This is a genomic window from Occallatibacter savannae (assembly GCF_003131205.1).
In the GTDB taxonomy this organism is placed as follows: Bacteria; Acidobacteriota; Terriglobia; order Terriglobales; family Acidobacteriaceae; genus Telmatobacter; species Telmatobacter savannae.
Map to the genome: position 1 here is coordinate 1,654,310 of NZ_QFFY01000001.1, position 17,571 is coordinate 1,671,880.

Consider the following 17,571-nt stretch of genomic DNA (forward strand, 5'->3'; position numbering starts at 1 on the left):
TCTTGACGGGAGCGAACGATGCAGACAGAGTTGATCGTGCATGCGGCACACGAAGGCGGCATGCGCGTACGGGCGAGTGCCGGCGGCTTCGACGTTCTGATGGACTACCCGGCAGCTTCCAGTGAACCGCTCGCCGGACCCACACCCTTGACCATGCTGCTCGCAAGCCTCGCAGCCTGCAGCGTCAACTCGCTGATGGTTGTCTTGAAGAAGATGCAACAGCCTGTGTCCGGATTGAGTGTGGAGGCTCGCGCCATCCGGAGCACCGGGCATCCGACGGTCCTCACCAACATCTTCCTCGAATTCACAGTCAAGGGTGACGCCGTCGATCCCGCGGCTGTGGGACGCGCCCTGCAACTCTCCGAGGAGCGCCTCTGCCCTGTCTGGAACATGCTCAAGGCAAGCACCGAGATCTGCGCAGAATTTCACGTTGAGCACGACCAGCCTTCGCAGATGCCGACAGCCTGATCAGTACCCATCCACTGCCTTGCCGCACGGCATCGGCTGGCACGACGGGCACCAGAACGTAACCCGCGCATCCGGCCCCTGCAGCCGATGCAGTATCGCCGTTCCACACCGGCGGCACGGCTCACCCGACCGGCCATAGACCCACAAACTATCCTGCGGGCTCGCGCTGTGCGTCGTTCTCCGTTGCTGCCCCCGGTAAGTGACAATCACATTCCCGGAGTCTTCCAGCACGTTCGCGCCGACCAGCCGCTGCGACGTCTTGATCAGCGCCTCGATCTGCTCATCGGAAAGCGCCGAAACAAGGCAAAACGGATTCACGCGCTCGACGAAGCATACCTCCGACTTGAACACGTTCCCCACACCCGCCATCACGTACTGATGCAGCAATACGTCCGCGATCTCTTCCCCGCCGCAGCCGCGAATGCGCACCGCCGTCGCCGCCGGATCGAAATCGGGGTTCAGCACATCCGAACCCGGCGGCGGAATCCGCTTCTCCCGCGCCAGCGCTTGCGCCGTGTACATCTTCGCCACCGGAACCGTGAACGCCACCGCCTGGTACTCGCGATTCTCGAGCACAATGCGCATGTCCCGCGCCGGCTTCTGCCACCTCACGCCGCGCGGATAAAGATGCCACGATCCGTTCATCAGCATGTGCGTCGCCAGCGTAGCTCCGCCGGAAAAATGAATCAGCAGCCACTTGCCGCGCGACTCGACGCTCTCCACCGTCTGCCCCGTAATCGGCGTGTCATCGTGAAACCGCGTCAGCAGCGGGTAGTTCGATCGAAACCCCGTAATCGGCCTTCCGATCAGCGCGCGCCCCATCGACCGCGCCGTTCGATAAATTGTGTCCCCTTCGGGCATCGTTTATGGAAACTCCTCAACATTGATACACAAATGCAAAGGCTCCGGTTCATCACGCCGGAGCCTTTATGCAATCCAGTGTCTGTCTGGACACCGCCTGCGAAGCTGATCCTGACTTAACACACACTACTGCAGCTCTTCCCCCGCGGGATCGGCGTGCTCCGCTCCGTGATGAATCGGCGTTAGTATCCTCCGCAGATGCAGCCCCAGAGGCCCCGGATGAAATCCGGCATCCATCAAAAACCGTGCCATCGGATGCGCCGCAATCGGCTGCCCGTTGATCGTCGTAATCAGCACTCCCTGATGGCTGCTTGCGCGCATGCGATCCTGCCCTCGCGCCGCCAGAAAATGCGCAAGCCCCGCCGCAGCCTGCGATCGTTCCGGCTCATCACTCGGAAGAAAACAAGCAGGTTCGGATTGTTCCGCCGCAGCCACGCCACAAGCTGCCCATTCCGCAGAATCACCTCGGCGTACGCAGCGCGCGTCAGCACGCGCGGCGCAGACTCCGCATCTTCGTCCATCACCGGCAAATCCGGCCACCGAAGCACAGAGCCATACGGATTCGCCGGATCCGACGCCGCCAGCTGCACGAACTCCGGCTTTTCCTGCGGCGGTTCCGTACGAAGCTGTCGCAACAGATCGACCGCCGACGGCAGCGCGAACTGCGTCGCCCCAAGCCCCGCAACAAAATACCCGCGCCGAATCCGCCCGCTTTCTTCAAGCGCCTTCAGCACGTCATAAACCGCGCTGAATCCACCCGGCACATTCTCCGCAGCAACCGACTCCCGCGTCAGCACCCCATAGCGATTCAGCAACTGCAGCGCCAGCGCATGGCTCGCCTCGGTCCGCGTCGGCTCGTTTGAGCTTTGAAGTGGCTCGGCTTCAGCCGTGCCGGTAGCCGACGGAAATGATGAGGGCTTTAGCCCCTGAGGGCCCTGAGGCAATGATCGCAACGGCAGCAGCGACCACCTTCCCTGCGCATTCGGCGGCGTCGTCCGCCTCGACCGGAACACCATGCCCGTATGCGACCGCCGCTGCGGCCGCGAAGAATCCGGCCTTGTGATGTAAGCCCGCAGTGCGTGCAGCGAATCATTCGTCACCAGCCCGCGCCACACCAAACTCCACAGAGCATCGATCGACTCGCCCGGATATCCCCCTCCCACCGCCTGATGCAGCGGCTCGAAGAAACTCGCGCCCGTCGACTCCAGCACCGCCACAATCTTCTCCTCGCGTTCCGACAGCGGCTCCGTCAACGGTCTCTGTTGCGCCAGCAGCGGAAGCTTATCCGCCAGGAACAGCGCAATCCGCCCATCGCGCTCGCCAATCGGATCGATCCCCGCCCACGTCACTTCACCTGCGGCAATCAACGCGTCCAACCCCGCCGCCTCGTATCCCGCAACACGCGCCGGCAGAACCGCCGTCTCCAGCAGCGATGCCGGCACCGGCGCTCCCTGCAGATTCTCAATCGCATCCAGCAGCACATCCAGGTGCGCATGCGACCCTCGCCGCGGATTCAGCAGCCCCTGCCAGTGCGTAAACAGCCGCGCCAGCGTGTGCTGCTCCACCGGCTCAACCTCGCGCCGCAGCTTTGCCAGCGACTTCCGCCGGATCTGCCGCAGAATCTCCGTGTCGCACCACTCGCGGTGCAGCCCGCCCGGCCGAAATCCACCCTCCAGCACGCGCCCCTCCACAGCCAGCTGCCGCAGCGCATTCTCGACCACCGCCGGATCCAGCGCAAACCGCTCCGCCACTTCTCTCAGCGTGAACGGCCCATGCGTCCTTCCATATCGCCGCACCAGCTCCACCACCGGCTGCGCCACCGGACTGATCAGCGACGCCGGGAGCCCCGGCGGCAGCGGAATCCCCAGCGCATCCCGATACCGCGCCGCATCCTCCACCGCGATCAATCTCCGCTCGCCCGCAATGCGCAACTCCAGCAGCCGCCGCGCGCGAAGCAATCGATCCACCGACTCCAGCAGAGCCGGCGTCACCACACGCCGCCCCAATTCCTCCCGCGTCAAATCCCCCAGCCGCAGCAGCAGATCATGCACACCATCCGCCGAGTGGGCCCTGTACGACTCAACTAAACACTGCGCAGTCTCCTCCACCTCTGCAATCGCATCCGCATCCAGCAACTCGCGCAGATCCGCCTCGCCCAACAACTCCCGCAACTGATCCTGATCGATCGTCAGCGCCTGCGCCCGACGCTCCGCCAGCGGAGCATCGCCGTCATACACAAAATTCGCCACATAGCTGAACAGCAGCGACGAAGCAAACGGCGACGGCTTATGCGTCTCCACCACATGAATCCGAAGCTGCCGCTGCTCGATTGCCCGCAGCGTTTCGATCAACGCCGGCATGTCGAACACATCCCGCAGGCACTCGCGATACGCCTCCAGCAGCAGCGGAAACGACGGATACCGCGAAGCCACGCTCAGCAAGTCATACGACCGCTTCCGTAGCTGCCACAGCGGCGACCGCTGGTCCGCCCGCCGTCGCGGCAGCAGCAGCGCCCGTCCCGCTGCCTCCCGGAACCGCCCTGCAAACAGCGCCGTCGAACCGAGCTGCCGCAGAACCATCTGCATCGCCTCAGCCGACTCCACCAGAATCCAGTCCGGATCGGGCGCCTCATCCGTGTCCGGAAACCGCAGAACGAATCCGTCATCGCCCCACAGCGTCTCCACCTCAGGCCCGCCCGCGGCACGAATCCGCGCTCCTATTGCCATCGCCCACGGAATATGGATCCGGCTCCCAAACGGTGTCAGCACGCAAACTCGCCAGTCCCCCAGCTCATCCCGCGTCCGCTCGATCACAATCGTCCGGTCGTCCGGCACCTGCCCCGTCGCCGCCTCCTGGTCAGCGAGAAACTGCAGCAGGTTCTCCGCCGCTCCAGGATCAAGATCGTGCTCCGCCACAAGCTTCGTCAGAGCCGCCGGTTTCGGCAGGACCCGAAGCTCCCGGATCAGCGCTCCGATCCGCCGCCCAAATTCCAGCGGCCGCCCCGGACCATCACCCTTCCAGAACGGCATCTTCCCCGGCTCGCCCGGCGCCGGCACCACCAGCACTCGGTCGTGCGTGATGTCTTCAATCCGCCACGTCGAAGCCCCCAGAATGAACGTCTCGTTCGGGTGCGACTCGAACACCATCTCCTCGTCGAGTTCTCCCACGCGCACCGACTTCCCTTCCGTATGCGCCAGAAAAACCCCGTACAGCCCGCGATCCGGAATCGTCCCCGCATTCAAAATCGCCAGCCGACCCGCCCCCTCCCGCGCCGTCACCACATTCCGAATCCGATCCCACGTGATCCGCGGCCGAAGCTCCGCAAACTCATCCGACGGATACCGCCCGCTCAGCAGATCCAGAACCCCGTCAAACGCCGACCGCGTCAGCGCCCCAAACGGAGCCGCCCGGCGCACCAGGTCGTACAGCGCATCCGCATGCACCTCCGGCTTCGGCTCCTGCTCCGCCGCCTCGTACGCCGAAATCGGCCTGACATCGCTCCCGTCGCCGGACGTCTGGTAATACCGGCGCTGTCCTCCCGCACTCCGACCGTAAGTCCGTTTCAGCACCTTTGTCTTCTTCGGCGCTCGATACCCCGGCGGATGCGCCACAATCGCCACAATCTGCTGGCACAGCACATCCAGCGGATTCCGCGGAAACCGCGTCGACTCGATGTGTCCCTCATGCATCGCCCGCGTCACCGCCGCGCACGCCACCAGGTCGGCCCGGTACTTGGGAAACAGAACACCCTCGCTCACCGCATCTACCGAGTGCCCCGCCCGCCCGATCCGCTGCATCCCGCTCGCCACCGACGGCGGAGCCTCGATCTGAATCACCAGATCGACCGCCCCCATATCGATTCCAAGCTCCAGCGTCGACGTCGCGCACAGCGCCTTGATCTGCCCCGCCTTCAGCTGCTCCTCAATCACCGACCGCTGGTACGCCGCGAGCGACCCATGATGCGCCCGCGCAATCTCTTCCCCTGCCAGCTCATTCAGCGCCCCAGCCAGCCTCTCCGCAACCTGCCGGCTGTTGACGAACAAAATCGTCGAATGCCTCTCCCGAATAATCTCCAGCAACCGAGGATGGATCGCATTCCAGATCGACACCCGGCGCGGCGTCTGCGATGCCGCCCCAACCGGGATCTCCTCCATCGTCTGCAGCCGGGCCATATCCTCAACCGGAACTTCAATACGCAGCTTCAACTGCTTGCGTGCAGAGGCATTAACAATCGTCACCGGCCGGTACTTCAGCGGCGCATCCTGGTCACCGCTCGCCCCTTCCGGCGCTACCGGGTCAAGCGCCAGTTCCCCATTCGCCGCAACTTCTGCGTCGGCATCAACATCACTCTCCCTGCGCACAGCACCTTCAACCAAACTCGAATCTGTAGTTAAAGTAACGCCTTCAAGAGTTGCGGCTTTCTGCTTGACCAGTAATGGAGTCACGCTCGCGACCTCCACCCCGCCCAGGAACCGCGCAACCTCCTCCAGTGGCCGCTGCGTTGCCGACAGCCCGATCCGTTGCAATCGCCTTCCGGCAAGCGCTTCGAGCCGCTCCAGCGTGAGCGCCAGGTGCGCCCCACGCTTGGTCGGCACCAGCGCATGGATCTCGTCGATGATCACCGCGTCCACAGTGCGCAGCGCGTCAGCCGACTGCGAAGTGAGCAGCAGGTAAAGCGACTCGGGCGTCGTGATCAGAATCTCTGCCGGATCTCGCCTGAACCGGGCCCGCTCCTGCTGCGGCGTATCCCCCGTCCTCACGCTGATCAACGGATCATGGAAGGCCACACCCTTCCGCCGCGCCATATTCGCAATCCCCGCCAGTGGAGATCGCAGGTTGCGCTCCACGTCCACAGCCAGCGCCTTCAGCGGCGACACATAGACAATCCGGCATCCCTTGCTCTGCCGTTCTGCACTCGGGGCCGCTTCCGTCCCCTTCTTCCCGGATTTGCGAGCCTTCGTCTCCGCCGCCGGCAGATCGTGCAGCATCAGCCGGTCGAGACACCACAGGAACGCCGTGAGTGTCTTCCCCGTCCCCGTCGGCGCCAGAATCAGCGCGCTCTCGCCCCGCGCGATCACCGGCCACCCCTGCCGCTGCGGCGCAGTGGGTTCATCAAACACCGCCTTGAACCACTCCGCTGTCACGGGGTGGAAGCAGGCAAACGGGTCAGTCTCGCAGTCCGGCTTTGTAGAAGTAGTCGACATCCTATGCTTTGACGCTCCTAGAGCATAACGCGCCCATCAGGGAAAGAAAAGGCGAAGAACCGGCACCACCGCGCTCCGCACCGCACGCGAGGTCAATACCCGATTCCAAGCTCGGTTGATTCGAGCGGGCCTTTTCATCTGCGGGCAAATCTCAGGAGATGACTGGATCGGTACCGGACTGGCTGGTGAACTTCAGATTTTGCGAAGCACCGCTGACCGGCGTCGCATTCAGCAGGGCTGCAACGCGGCCAACAACCTGCCTTTTTGCCTCATCGATCGCCATTGGTTCGACGACTGTAAGTCCGCCTACGAGGCGATTGAGGTCAAAGTAGGCCTGCCGGTTGATGCGGATAAAGTCGACCGGATACTCGGGCTTCCTGGCGCGAGCTGCATCCGGATCCGCATCGAGGAGGAAGCTGATATCTGGACGAGGAACGAGCGCCATGATGAAACGGACGTAAGCTCGCACGACCGGGTTCGGCAGATTCATGTTGGCGAGTTCGTCGTAGGTGTAGCGGTCGAAGATGACGAATTCAACATCGCCTCGCATCGCACGGTGGAACACCTTGCGCGTGGACAGCGCGTCAGCCAAGTACAGGAACATGCGTATGCATGTCATGGGAAATCCACGCACGTTTTTGTCGCGGCGATTGATGGGCCGCTCCGGGCTTCCGATTCCCTTCTCTCCCTTGAAGACTCGGTGCCCTGTTCCCTCACGGACATTTGTGAGGCGCGCGATGTCATCCCAGAAGCGAAACACACGGTAGCGAATCCCATTCTCTCTGAGAAACGCACACAGGTTGTCGATCTGCGTCGTCTTGCCCGCGCCATCGACACCAGAAAAGCTGACGGTCCTGACCTTCAACGAGTTCTGCATAGTATGGTCTGTTCTTTCTTTTCAGCTACGTGAGGCTCACGGCTGGCTATGACTGGCCTTCGACATGCCGGCCACTGCACCGATAGCACCGGCTCCTGCCAGCACCACAGCAAGACTGATGACGATGGCGCGAACACGACGCTGCTTTGCGGGAGCAATCGCAGCGCCCGCGGGACGTGACCCTGGAACCCCGGTCGGTTTCTCGTATGGCGCTGCTGCAGTACCAACGGGCTGTTGTCCCTGAGGTGTTACCGGCGGCTGAGCGGGAGCACTTTGGGACGGCTGCTGCGCCGGCTGTTGCTGCTGACCTGGCTGTTGCGGCGGCGCGGGAGATTGAGGGAGGGGCGCTGAGGGGAGTTCCTCGGGCGGCTGAGAACTGCTGATCTCGGTGGTTGCCGGCGCATTCGCCTGCGCATTCTGTGCAGGTTCCCGTGCCGCTGCTGCAGCCGTCTGAATAAGCAACATGGCGGCTAGAGCGATCACACTCGTGCTCCGTAGCCCAGCAAAGATTTTCGAACTGCTGTTCTGCCGCAAGCTGCTGTCGTTCACCATCACGTTCCTCACTTTCATGCCGCGTTCATGCGCGATTTCTGTTCGCCCTGAAGCGGGTTGTCGAACTGGATAAAGTCAAACTGCGGGCGATGGAAGCTCTCGACGGCATCGCCGATGTGTTCGTATTGCTGGAACAGCGTATCCACTTCGGCCGCCTCGAGCGACGCCTGCGCTTGAGGTGCAACCGCGGCCAAACGGACGTCGCCATTGCGCTTCATCGCTTCCTCGAGGCAGCAGAGAAGCAGATGGATTGCGGAGGGGTCAAGTTCACGCAGCGCAGAGCAGTCGAGCACTACCGCTGGACGATCGACGCTGATTGCGCTTTCAAGGTCCCTGTAGACCTGATCACGATGCGCTCCAGAGATGCGCTCGGGCAACTTTCTTACCGCAACAGATCTGACTTTTGTTTTCATCCCCGATTCCTTTTAGTACTGATTTAGAGAGCAAATTAGAAGCGTTGGCAACATGTTGATCCCTAGTTGGCGATCAGAGCATCCGGGCGAGTTCCGCTGCCGGATTTCGAGATGAGTGGGTGAGCACGTTCCTCGCGTACCGGAAGAGGGTGAGGAGGTTCGTGCGGTACCAGCAGCACTCGGTCATGCGAGGAGACAGTCCGCAAATGAAGCGCAATCTGGAGACGGCTTGCGGCGAGTGCATCAACGCACCCATCAGGCGATGATTGCCATCGATGACCGTGAATGGTTCAGCCTCGCTGGTGCCAATGAGAATTACAGCATTCAGCCCGTGGTCTTCTGCGTCGAATCGGCGACTGATGGCGTGTATCTTCTTCACAAAAGCGGAGTCAAGCTGATCCTCGCGCTTGCGCATACCATCAGCGATTTGCACGCAGGAGAAACGTCCGCTCGCGATCTTTCGCCATTGCGCACGGGGAAACATGCGCACATTGGACAGGTCATCCTTTGTGATTTCCACCTCGTACCATTCCGTATCGGGCGGGATTTCGCGCCAAAGGTAGGAGTGGCGGATGTAGAAAAGGGCTCTCCGCTTTGCATTCTCTTCGGGGTCGCCGAAGTTGGGATTGGTTACGATCCCGCTCAGCGTCTTGTGGTAGTCGCGGAAGGCGGGAACATGAAAATCGCTTTTCAGAAACTCTGCGATCGCGGCGTCCTCAGAAATTCGGCGGATAAGCCGCGCTGGACGACCTGAGCCGGGTTCGAGAATGTCCTTCGGATCTGTAAGCGAATTGATGAGGAACGGCACAGCAACGAAGACGAACAGCGCCACCATCAAGAAGAGCTGAACGAGAACCACTTCGCGCAGTGAGGAGTGGAACATGCAGAATGCTCCCAGCAGTACGAAGCTGAAAGCAAGCTGCACCCAACTGGTGTTCGCGATCTTGTACGACATCTCGAAGGTGATGATGACGCCTGCCAAGGAGTAAATGACCGTGGCCAGGGCATAGAGCGCCAGGAGGTAGGGCAAGTTGTACTTGCCGGCGATGGAGAAATCCGGTCCGAAGAGGTGCGTCCACAACTCGGCGGGGGCGATGCAGAGCGCGACCGAGATTGCTGCTCCTACTCCGACCACCAGAGCCAGAGCCGTGGCGATGACACGCAGATCTCTTCGCTCTTCATTGCTGGTGCCGGCGACCAGAGGAAAGGTGGAGTTTACGACCGCCTGGGAGAAGGAGAAGATGACGCGGCCGACCATGGCCACGGCGGCATAGTACCCGGCTTCGCGAGCAAGGAAGAAGTGATTCACCAGCACGATGCCGCCGTTGTTGATGATCATCTGTCCGGCGAAGAATACAGCGGCCTGGAAGGTCTCGTGGCTCGCATGCGAGTACCGGATCGGTAGCTCTGCCTTGCCTGTCAGCTTCACGGGAATCGTGAAGTACGCGATTGCGATTGCAGCGGAGTTCGCCGCGATCACTCCAAAAAGGCCCCAGCCGATATAGATCAGCGCGAGCGAGCCGATGAGGCGAACTGCCTGCTCGGTGACGAGGTTTGCGGCGAGGTTGCGGAAGCCGCAGGTGCCCTGGATATAGCCGCGCCGCGCTCCGAGCGGAACGTAGAAGGCTGCGCCGATTGCGATGATGCTGACGAGGCTGGCTGCCGGAAGATTGAGGTAGTCGGAGATTCCCTTCTGAAAGAGGACAAGGCCCAGGGCTACGACAATACCGCAGAACCATGATGCGCGATGGAACAGGCGGTAGACTGCCGACTTCGCGTCAGAGTCCGGCTGCTGAGCGACAATCTTTGTGGCAATAAGCTGGAAAGCCAGTGTGACAGCGGACAACAGGACAAGGATCGTGTAGATCACCGTGGCATGGCCGAAACCTTTCGGTCCCAGATAACGGGCCACAGCGATGTTGTAGGCAAGATTGATAGCAGTATTCAGACCTGAGCCTGAAAGGAGGACAATACTGCCTGAGATGATCCGTGCCTGCAAAGTCTTTCTACTTGGCACTACGGAAGTGGCCACCGAAACTCCAGAATTCTATGGGTATGGAGCCGTCTCGGTCTCCATTGATGGTGGGATAAACTCTTGAGACGGCCTCTATTAATCGGATGCTACAAACACGGTGTTGGCTGCTCGCTGATGACTTGAAGTGCACACCCAGGGAGCGCGACAACCGAGCGGCGCCGAAAAGCTTCTAAATTCAATATCTGATGCTGAACCGTTTAAGTGCACTTCTCCTTCTTCTCACCTTTCCGCACGGGTGTCTGAGCTCGGCCGCGGACGCGCCTGTGCGCCTGAAGTACCGGGCAACGGGCAATTCGCCGCAAGTTCTTGCCGTTTACGAGGCGTGGTTCGGCCACCCGAGGCACATCTCTGTCGGCTATTCGTCGCAGGATCCGGACGTGATCGATCGACAGATCAAGTCGGCGAAAGCCATGGGAATCACGGGCTTCGTCGTCGATTGGTACGGCGACCGAGAGCCGTTCATCAATCGGGCGTACTCCGAGATGCAGAAGGCGGCGGCGGACAATCACTTCCAAGTGGCGATGATGTATGACGAGACGAACCACGAGGACGATGCGACCGATGTGGCAATCGCGGACTTCACGATGTTTCACGACACGTACCTGACGACAAAGTCGGAGGGGTACTCGTCGTACCTGATGTACCAGGGACATCCGGTGATCTTCATCTTTCCCAAGGGCGGCCACACGAATTGGGACAAGGTGCGAGCTGTTGTAAACACGTGGGATCCATCTCCGATCCTGATCCAGGAGAACTTGCCGGGGCAGTACGCGAATGCTTTCGACGGCTTCTACGCGTGGGTGAATCCCGGCGACAAGGGCTGGGCTCCGGACGGCAGCGACTGGGGCGAGCAGTATCTGAGCCACTTCTACGAGACGATGAAGACGAAGTATCCGGACAAGATCATCGTGGGTGGCGCGTGGTCGACGTTCGACGACAGCAAGGCGTCGTGGGGCTTGAACCGGCACATTGCGGCGCGCTGCGGGCAGACGTATCAGGATACGTTCAACTACTGGCGGAAGGAGTTTCCGCCGGACCAAGTGCCGCCCTTCATTCTGCTGGACACGTGGAATGACTATGAGGAAGGCACGGCAATGGAACGCGGCATCGACACCTGCGGCAAAGGGAATGGGGTGAAGCCTGTATCAACAGCAGGTGGCAAGGCGGGGAGCACATCGAGCGCGGGGCGATGATGCACGGCGCGGCCGGGGCGCAGTTCGAGTTTTGTTGAGCTACGGACCTGCGCCGGGGTCGATGGAGAGATTCGCGTGGAGGGGGACCCCACCCCCACCCGCGAAATAAAACAATACAGGGTTTCTCTTAAATTCCTGTGAGCTGCAGGGTTAGGGGTAGATCCCGTGTTTACAGATCCGGATCAAAATACCGATCAATTCCCTACTCTCTTTCTGACTGCGCAAGTGCGATTCCACGTCGCTGCTGTATCAGCACCAACGTTGATCGGTGCGGCAAATGCATCGCGTGCGCGGCTTCGTGTGAAGGCGACTGAGAAGCTGTCTGACATTACTTCATTGTCACGCAATGCGCCTTAATAGACTGCAATTTGCTGGTGAGCAGCGAAGTGGTTGCGAAACAACAGCTTGGCTCTGCGCGCCGGCTGAGGCTCGCTTGACAAAGCATCGCAGAGCAAAAAGAAACCCCGCCGCGGTGCGACGGGGTTCTTTGAAGTCTGTGTTCGGGTTCAGGCTGCGTCCTGCTCCTGATAGTTGACGGCCTGAATTGCGGCCAGTCCACCGGCTACACCATAGCTGCCCACCGGAACTTCGATCGTGCCGGTTTCGGTTTCGATCATCACCTGCGGGCGGTGCACATGGCTGATGAGAGAGAGCGGCCGATTGCGCACCTCATCGTAGATTCTGCCGATGTATTCGCCGAGGATGCCGAGCGAGAGCATGACCAAGCCGCCGACGAAGAAGACTGCGCTGGCCAAGCCGAAGGCTGCTGTAGCGACGGTGCTGCTGGGGATGAACATGCAGAGCGCCATGAGGAAGGCGAAGCAAGTCGTGAACCCGAACAGTCCGAAGCTCAACCTCAGCGGTTTATAGCTGAAGCTGGTGATGGCATCCATCGCGTACTTGATGCGGCTGATGAACGAGAGCTTGCCTTCGCCACCGAGCCGGTCCTGGCGATCGTAGTAGACGATCGCGTTCTTGTAGCCCACCCAGGCGCGGAGCCCGGGAAGATAGCGGTTTTTCTCGCGCATGGCGAGGACGGAATCGAGCGCCTTCCGGTCCATCAAGCTGAAGATTCCAGCGTTGAGGGGAATCGGATAGTCGGAGAGGGAACCAAGCACGCGGTAGAACAAGGGGAACAGGAATGCAAGGAGCTTCCGGCTCTCCTGGCGAGTGCGGCGGACACCAACGACCACCTCTGCGCCTTTGCGCCATGCGTCGATCATGCGCGGGAGAACTTCTGGAGGATCCTGGAAGTCGCCATCCATGAGGATAATGGCGCGTCCGCGCGCGGTCTGAAGCCCGGCGTTGATCGCCCCCATGTGTCCCCAATTGCGGGATAGCTCGACAACCACTACGTGCGAATCTACAGCTTGCAGGCCCCTAAGGAGCTCGAGTGACGAATCAGTTGAACCATCGTTGACGTATACGATTTCGTAGTCGTCAACGGCCCCCTTTAAAGCAGATGCCAGGGCCTCGTTCAACTGCTCGATCAGCTCTTCCTCGTTATAAATCGGTATGACTATTGAGATCATCTTCAGCTCCTGTCAGATCGCATTGGGTGGTCTCCTTTCACTTGCAATGACACTAAAAGGGATTTCTTTACACCCGGCCCAATTGTTTAGATGCAGTTAATTCAGAATTCATTGCGCTTCAGACTGGAAAATGCGCACCCGCCAACGAACTTCAGAGGGCGTGAGGACGACGATGTACCTGGTCGTTACCTGCTGCGTTCCCAGTGACTTGCCATCCTTGGTCAGCTGAACGTCATACTGAACGTTGTCGGCCAGCTGAATCGAGAGTCCCTCCGGCGAATAGAACAGAATCTGCACGTCGTGAGAGCGGTCGTGATATGTGGAATGCACTCCAGCGGCGTTCTGTTGCTTGATGGTGGCCGTGAGCTTGTCTTTAGCAGCGCCGACGAAATCGCGGTCGAGGAGATCGGGGCGGTTCTGATCAAGGGCCTTGCTCATGCTCTTCCAGGAGTCGAGATAATCCTGGACGACAGCTTTCGCGGTCTGGTCCTGCAATTCGCGGGGACCCTGGAGGTGAGGCTGCTGTACGTGCACGGTGGGCTCGTCAGCCGCAAAGGCTGAACATGCGGCAGCGAACGCACTTGCGAGGATGAGGCGCCGCATCATCATTGTGCCCACCTTATCTGGTTGCCGAGAACAACGCCGCTGGCCACGGAGATGGTGGCGCCGCGATGTGCCGGTATTTCTACAGATGCGATTCCTTTTTTGAGTGGAACGTCGACCGTAGTTTTCTCAGCACCATAGGTTGCAGTGAAGGTCACGATCGTACCGTCGGAAATAGCGTTACCGCTGCAATCCTTCACGGGCTCGGTGACGAGCTGAATCTTGTTGCCGGCGGGCCTGGCGCTCATCTTGATGTTGCAGGGATCGCCGGGGACCTCACCCACGATGCGGATGCTTGAAACATCGCCAACGCGAGCGACGAACTGCGCTTTGCCTTCGCGAGCGGCGGAGTCCATCTGGGTCCAGGCTGCGCCATTGCGGGTTTCCACGTTGCGCGTCTCAGGCGCGCTGCCCTGGTTGGTGAGCTGAAAGGAGACCTGCATTGGCTTAGTGATCAGGTTTCCGTAGCTGTCGAAAACGTAGGCTGAGCCAGTGATGGCATTATGCAGCGCGACGGGAAGGCGAGATGGCTTGGCGATGAAGGTCAGATCCGAAGGCTTCTGGACAGGCGTGACATCGATGGAGCCACTCTGCGTGGACGAGTCTGAGGTGACCCAGACGGAGTAGTGTCCCGCATTGTAAAGCGCCCCGGCAGCGACTTCGATGGCGCCCCCGAGCTGCACGTCCTGCTTGATGAACTGGGCGGGACCCACGATGTAGAGCGTGCCCTTGCCGCTGCCACCCGCCTGAACGGAGAAGGCAGCCCCGGCCTGAATGCTCCTGGGAAGATTCAGATCGCCGGATTGAGCGGATGCTGAAGTGATTCCCAGAGCGAGGCCAAAAACGAGTGCTGGTATTCCTACCCTCACTGCGCCCCTCCAAAGCTGTAGGTAGCAACCACCGTTCTTTGACTGCTGACCTTGCGCGCGAGGTCTTCGGGGATATGAATGTTGAAGGCGACGGGAACGCCGGGAAGCAAGGCGTGATCGACGTACTGATCGCCGACCCAGACGACCTGGCCCTGCTGGTCGTAGAAGGTGCCGAGGACATGCGCAACGTTGGCAATCTGGCCGCTCTGATTGGTGAGCTGTCCGGTCACCGATGCGTCAGGCGCGGGGTTGAGCTTCTCGTTCTGAATCTCGATGACTGGATCGGCTGAGGCCGAAATCAGCTGAGAGAACGGCTGCATGCGAACGCTGCCAACCTGCGAGAGTGTGACGTTGGGGAAGCGAATGAGGAAGGGCGTAACCTGCTTGGGCAAAAGCTGGTGGGAGATGTTGTCGAAGCTGCCTTCTGTGTCGATCGGTTTCTGATCTTTAGATAAAAGCGTAGCTGTTACCGACACGTAAGCGGGAATGACGTCTTCGTTCAGCAACTCTCCAAGAAGCACAAGCCCTTCCGCGCGCTGGACCGGGTGCATGTCGACGATGCGCACATGAGGGCCTTCAACGTCCTGCGCGCCCCAATCGTCTGCGGAGCTGCGGTTAATCACGTCCCAGCGGAGATAGTTGACTGGAATGACCTGCGGAGGAACCACCGGCTCCTTGGTGATGGGCCACTGCACCTGCCATCTGCCGCCGTTGTTGACGAGATGGAGATCGCGGGAGCTTGGCGAGGGCCCGACGACGGTGGACCACTGCATCTTGAGGCGTACGTCAGCCTCGCTGTCGGATGCGTGAAGCGGCTGGACCTGGAAGTCACTGAGTGTTGCGTAGGTGCGAAGGTCAGGCCAGCCGCTGGTGAGGTCGCGGTGGAACTGCTGCTCGCTGAACTCGCCTTTGTTGGCGAGGCTATCGTAGGCGCGCTGATAGGCGTTGGCGCGAATCTGCTCACCCAGCGAGCGAACCGCTGCTTCGGGAGTACCTGCCGAGGTGGAGAACTGCTCTCCGCTGGAAAAAGCGGCAGCAGCTTTGTTCGGCCAGAGGGTTCCAATTACGACTAGAGCTACAGTTGCGCCGGCGAGTGCAATTGCCAGCAGTCTTCCTCCGTTGCTCACGATGCCAACCTCCCTGGTACGTATTCCTCCTCGGCTGGAGAAGGGAAAGCGATGCGGCTCTCCAAAGGACGGCGCTCCGGAATGAGCAGCACCAGGATTGCCAGAATGCTGCAGCCGAAGGGGAGAAGCCCCCACAGCAGTCCCTGCCAATGGGGCGGAATTTGCGGAGCGTTGAGCGGCGTAGCCGGCGGCACCCCATCCTTGCTCCAGACGATGATGGTGTGGTCGTTGAGATTGTCGACGGGCCGCCAGCCGGCGAAGGCCAGGAGCGGATCGTAGTAGTGATCGCGAACGAAGACCCACTTCAAACCGTAGTGGTCAGCGTGCTCGAGCATGGCGCGCAACGCATCGATGCCGTTTTTGCCGAAGAACTTGGAACTGGTGAGCGTGCCGGCACCGTGGGCGGTGAGCTCGGGAAGCTGACGGGCGGAGTTCCACTCGCCGTCGACGCTGCCTGCATCGGTTTGCATGGCGAGACGCGCGATCTTGTTACCGAAGCCCAGCGTTATGTAGCGATAGTGATCGTGGCCATCGCGGTCGAGCCAGTCTGCGACGGGCTTGGTGTCAAACTCCTGCGCATCGGGCGGATGAATTGTGGACCATGCGACGGCGAGGCCGCAGGTGAGCGCCGCGAGGGTGCAGATGGTGGCGATGGCGGGCGTCTTGAAGCGATCAATCAGCTCGGTGACGAGGACGCCGATGAAGGGCAGCGCAAGAAGCGTAGCCCAGTAGCTGAAGCGCTCCATGGTGATGACTTCGCCAGCGCGACGAAGAACCAGCTGGCTGACGGGCGTGGTTCCGCCGAGACCGACGAGAAACGCAAGCCAGAAGCCTACCAGCAGCGGACGCAGCCTGTGGACTGCGGCTCCGCGCCAGAAGATAAACGGGAAGGCGAGGATGACTGCGCCGTAGGGAACGATGAAGTAGTTGAGTCCCCAGAACGGGCTGAGGATGTAGTTGGCACGGCTGGCGTGGGGGATGGGCTCCTGCGTGACAGGGTAGTGAATCAGCGCGATCCAGAAGGGCAGAAGGACGACGACGATGGCCGCAGTGACGACAACGACGATTGCCACGGTGCGGGCAATGAGAGCCGCCGTCGAGGACCGCTCGGACTCGTCGCCTTCTTCGCGCTCCATGATGGCAAGGGCCACGACGGGAAGGGCGAAGAAGAAGGATCCGAAGATCAGGGTTGCGTGGTGCGCGGCTGCGGCAGCGGCGAAGAGGACCGAAGCCTTGATGAATGCGCGCCACCTTCCGAAGCGAATCCACTCGAAGAGGAACGGCAAGGCGTTGAGGTAGATGGGCGCCGCCGATGTGGTGCCAAGCTGTCCGGCCGAGTAGACGAGGAAGCTCTCAGAACCGAGAAAGACGCTGGCGAGCGCCGCGAAGGATGCCGCACGCGGCGATACCCAGAGGAGCGAAAAACGGTAGACGCCGACGGCGAGCAGAAGGATTGCGACCAGCTGTACCGCCATGTAGCCATACTCGAGTCCCGTAATGTGCGACAGGACTGCGATCCATTGCTGGGGCAGAGGCGGGTAGGTGGTCTGCGAGAATCCTGCATACCACTTCGTGTTCCACGGGTCGAACCAGTGCTGGAGATAGTGGGACGCGAAGAAGATGTGCTGATTGGTGTCGTACGACTTCAACGGCAGCTTCATCACCAAGAGCGGCAGGTGGACCAGCAAAACCGCCATCAGGATGAAAGAAAGTGGAATTGGACGTCTGGACAAGTGCGCTTCAGACTTCTGCACAGGTTCCTCTCATGGAAATCTTTCGGGTGAAAATCTAGCTCGGTGCCATGAAGTAAAAACCGCGCTGCAGCCCCCCGGTAGGT

The 17,571-nt window shown here is 60.7% G+C and carries 12 protein-coding genes and 1 pseudogene; 2 read left to right on the forward strand and 11 right to left on the reverse strand.

The window, feature by feature from the left end; genetic code table 11:
- Nucleotides 1-18 precede the first annotated feature (18 nt).
- Nucleotides 19-468, forward strand: a complete 450-nt coding sequence (locus DHV10_RS07300) for an OsmC family protein (protein WP_109485575.1) — start codon at nt 19-21, stop codon at nt 466-468.
- Here DHV10_RS07300 and DHV10_RS07305 read toward each other — a convergent pair whose 3' ends face one another.
- The 6 genes and pseudogenes from DHV10_RS07305 to DHV10_RS07335 form a co-directional block, all read right to left on the reverse strand.
- On the reverse strand, nt 469-1,329 hold the full coding sequence (locus DHV10_RS07305; protein ID WP_109485576.1) for a DNA-formamidopyrimidine glycosylase family protein: 861 nt from the start codon (nt 1,327-1,329) through the stop codon (nt 469-471).
- Between the two features lie 126 nt (nt 1,330-1,455).
- Nucleotides 1,456-6,533, reverse strand: a pseudogene (locus tag DHV10_RS07315) (Lhr family helicase).
- Nucleotides 6,534-6,684: 151 nt separating this feature from the next.
- Nucleotides 6,685-7,410 (reverse strand): dTMP kinase, encoded by a 726-nt coding sequence (locus DHV10_RS07320; protein ID WP_109485579.1) that lies wholly within the window; start codon nt 7,408-7,410, stop codon nt 6,685-6,687.
- A 36-nt stretch (nt 7,411-7,446) separates the two neighbouring features.
- Nucleotides 7,447-7,980, reverse strand: coding sequence for a hypothetical protein (locus DHV10_RS07325; protein ID WP_109485580.1), 534 nt, complete (start codon nt 7,978-7,980; stop codon nt 7,447-7,449).
- On the reverse strand, nt 7,977-8,375 hold the full coding sequence (locus DHV10_RS07330; RefSeq protein ID WP_109485581.1) for an STAS domain-containing protein: 399 nt from the start codon (nt 8,373-8,375) through the stop codon (nt 7,977-7,979). Before DHV10_RS07330 ends, DHV10_RS07325 begins: the two co-directional genes overlap by 4 nt.
- 73 nt (nt 8,376-8,448) lie before the next feature.
- Nucleotides 8,449-10,407 carry a lipopolysaccharide biosynthesis protein gene (locus DHV10_RS07335; protein WP_239461319.1) on the reverse strand — a complete coding sequence of 653 codons (1,959 nt, stop codon included), beginning with the start codon at nt 10,405-10,407 and terminating at the stop codon, nt 8,449-8,451.
- Nucleotides 10,408-10,673: 266 nt separating this feature from the next.
- Between DHV10_RS07335 and DHV10_RS07340 the strand changes: the two genes are divergently transcribed.
- Complete coding sequence (locus tag DHV10_RS07340) at nt 10,674-11,603, forward strand: glycoside hydrolase family 71/99 protein (protein ID WP_162601287.1); 930 nt, start codon at nt 10,674-10,676, stop codon at nt 11,601-11,603.
- A gap of 506 nt (nt 11,604-12,109) precedes the next feature.
- Here the strand turns inward: DHV10_RS07340 and DHV10_RS07345 are convergent.
- From DHV10_RS07345 to DHV10_RS07365, 5 genes are all read right to left on the reverse strand, one after another.
- Nucleotides 12,110-13,135 (reverse strand): glycosyltransferase family 2 protein, encoded by a 1,026-nt coding sequence (locus DHV10_RS07345; RefSeq protein ID WP_109485584.1) that lies wholly within the window; start codon nt 13,133-13,135, stop codon nt 12,110-12,112.
- Nucleotides 13,136-13,243: 108 nt separating this feature from the next.
- Nucleotides 13,244-13,744, reverse strand: coding sequence for a hypothetical protein (locus tag DHV10_RS07350; RefSeq protein WP_239461320.1), 501 nt, complete (start codon nt 13,742-13,744; stop codon nt 13,244-13,246).
- Nucleotides 13,741-14,607: a hypothetical protein gene (locus DHV10_RS07355; RefSeq protein ID WP_239461321.1), complete on the reverse strand. Its 867-nt coding sequence runs from the start codon at nt 14,605-14,607 to the stop codon at nt 13,741-13,743. The genes DHV10_RS07350 and DHV10_RS07355 overlap by 4 nt, the downstream gene beginning before the upstream one ends.
- Entirely contained in the window at nt 14,604-15,734 is a 1,131-nt protein-coding gene (locus DHV10_RS07360; RefSeq protein WP_239461322.1) for a hypothetical protein, read from the reverse strand. The genes DHV10_RS07355 and DHV10_RS07360 overlap by 4 nt, the downstream gene beginning before the upstream one ends.
- Nucleotides 15,731-17,467, reverse strand: coding sequence for a hypothetical protein (locus DHV10_RS07365; RefSeq protein WP_239461323.1), 1,737 nt, complete (start codon nt 17,465-17,467; stop codon nt 15,731-15,733). The genes DHV10_RS07360 and DHV10_RS07365 overlap by 4 nt, the downstream gene beginning before the upstream one ends.
- Nucleotides 17,468-17,571: the final 104 nt, after the last annotated feature.

What these genes read in the sequence shown, in the direction of transcription:
- DHV10_RS07350 (WP_239461320.1), bottom strand. Translation starts at nt 13,744, where the DNA reads ATGATGATGCGGCGCCTCATCCTCGCAAGTGCGTTCGCTGCCGCATGT.
- DHV10_RS07305 (WP_109485576.1), bottom strand. Translation starts at nt 1,329, where the DNA reads ATGCCCGAAGGGGACACAATTTATCGAACGGCGCGGTCGATGGGGCGC.
- DHV10_RS07325 (WP_109485580.1), bottom strand. Translation starts at nt 7,980, where the DNA reads ATGAAAGTGAGGAACGTGATGGTGAACGACAGCAGCTTGCGGCAGAAC.
- DHV10_RS07300 (WP_109485575.1), top strand. Translation starts at nt 19, where the DNA reads ATGCAGACAGAGTTGATCGTGCATGCGGCACACGAAGGCGGCATGCGC.
- DHV10_RS07320 (WP_109485579.1), bottom strand. Translation starts at nt 7,410, where the DNA reads ATGCAGAACTCGTTGAAGGTCAGGACCGTCAGCTTTTCTGGTGTCGAT.
- DHV10_RS07345 (WP_109485584.1), bottom strand. Translation starts at nt 13,135, where the DNA reads ATGATCTCAATAGTCATACCGATTTATAACGAGGAAGAGCTGATCGAG.
- DHV10_RS07330 (WP_109485581.1), bottom strand. Translation starts at nt 8,375, where the DNA reads ATGAAAACAAAAGTCAGATCTGTTGCGGTAAGAAAGTTGCCCGAGCGC.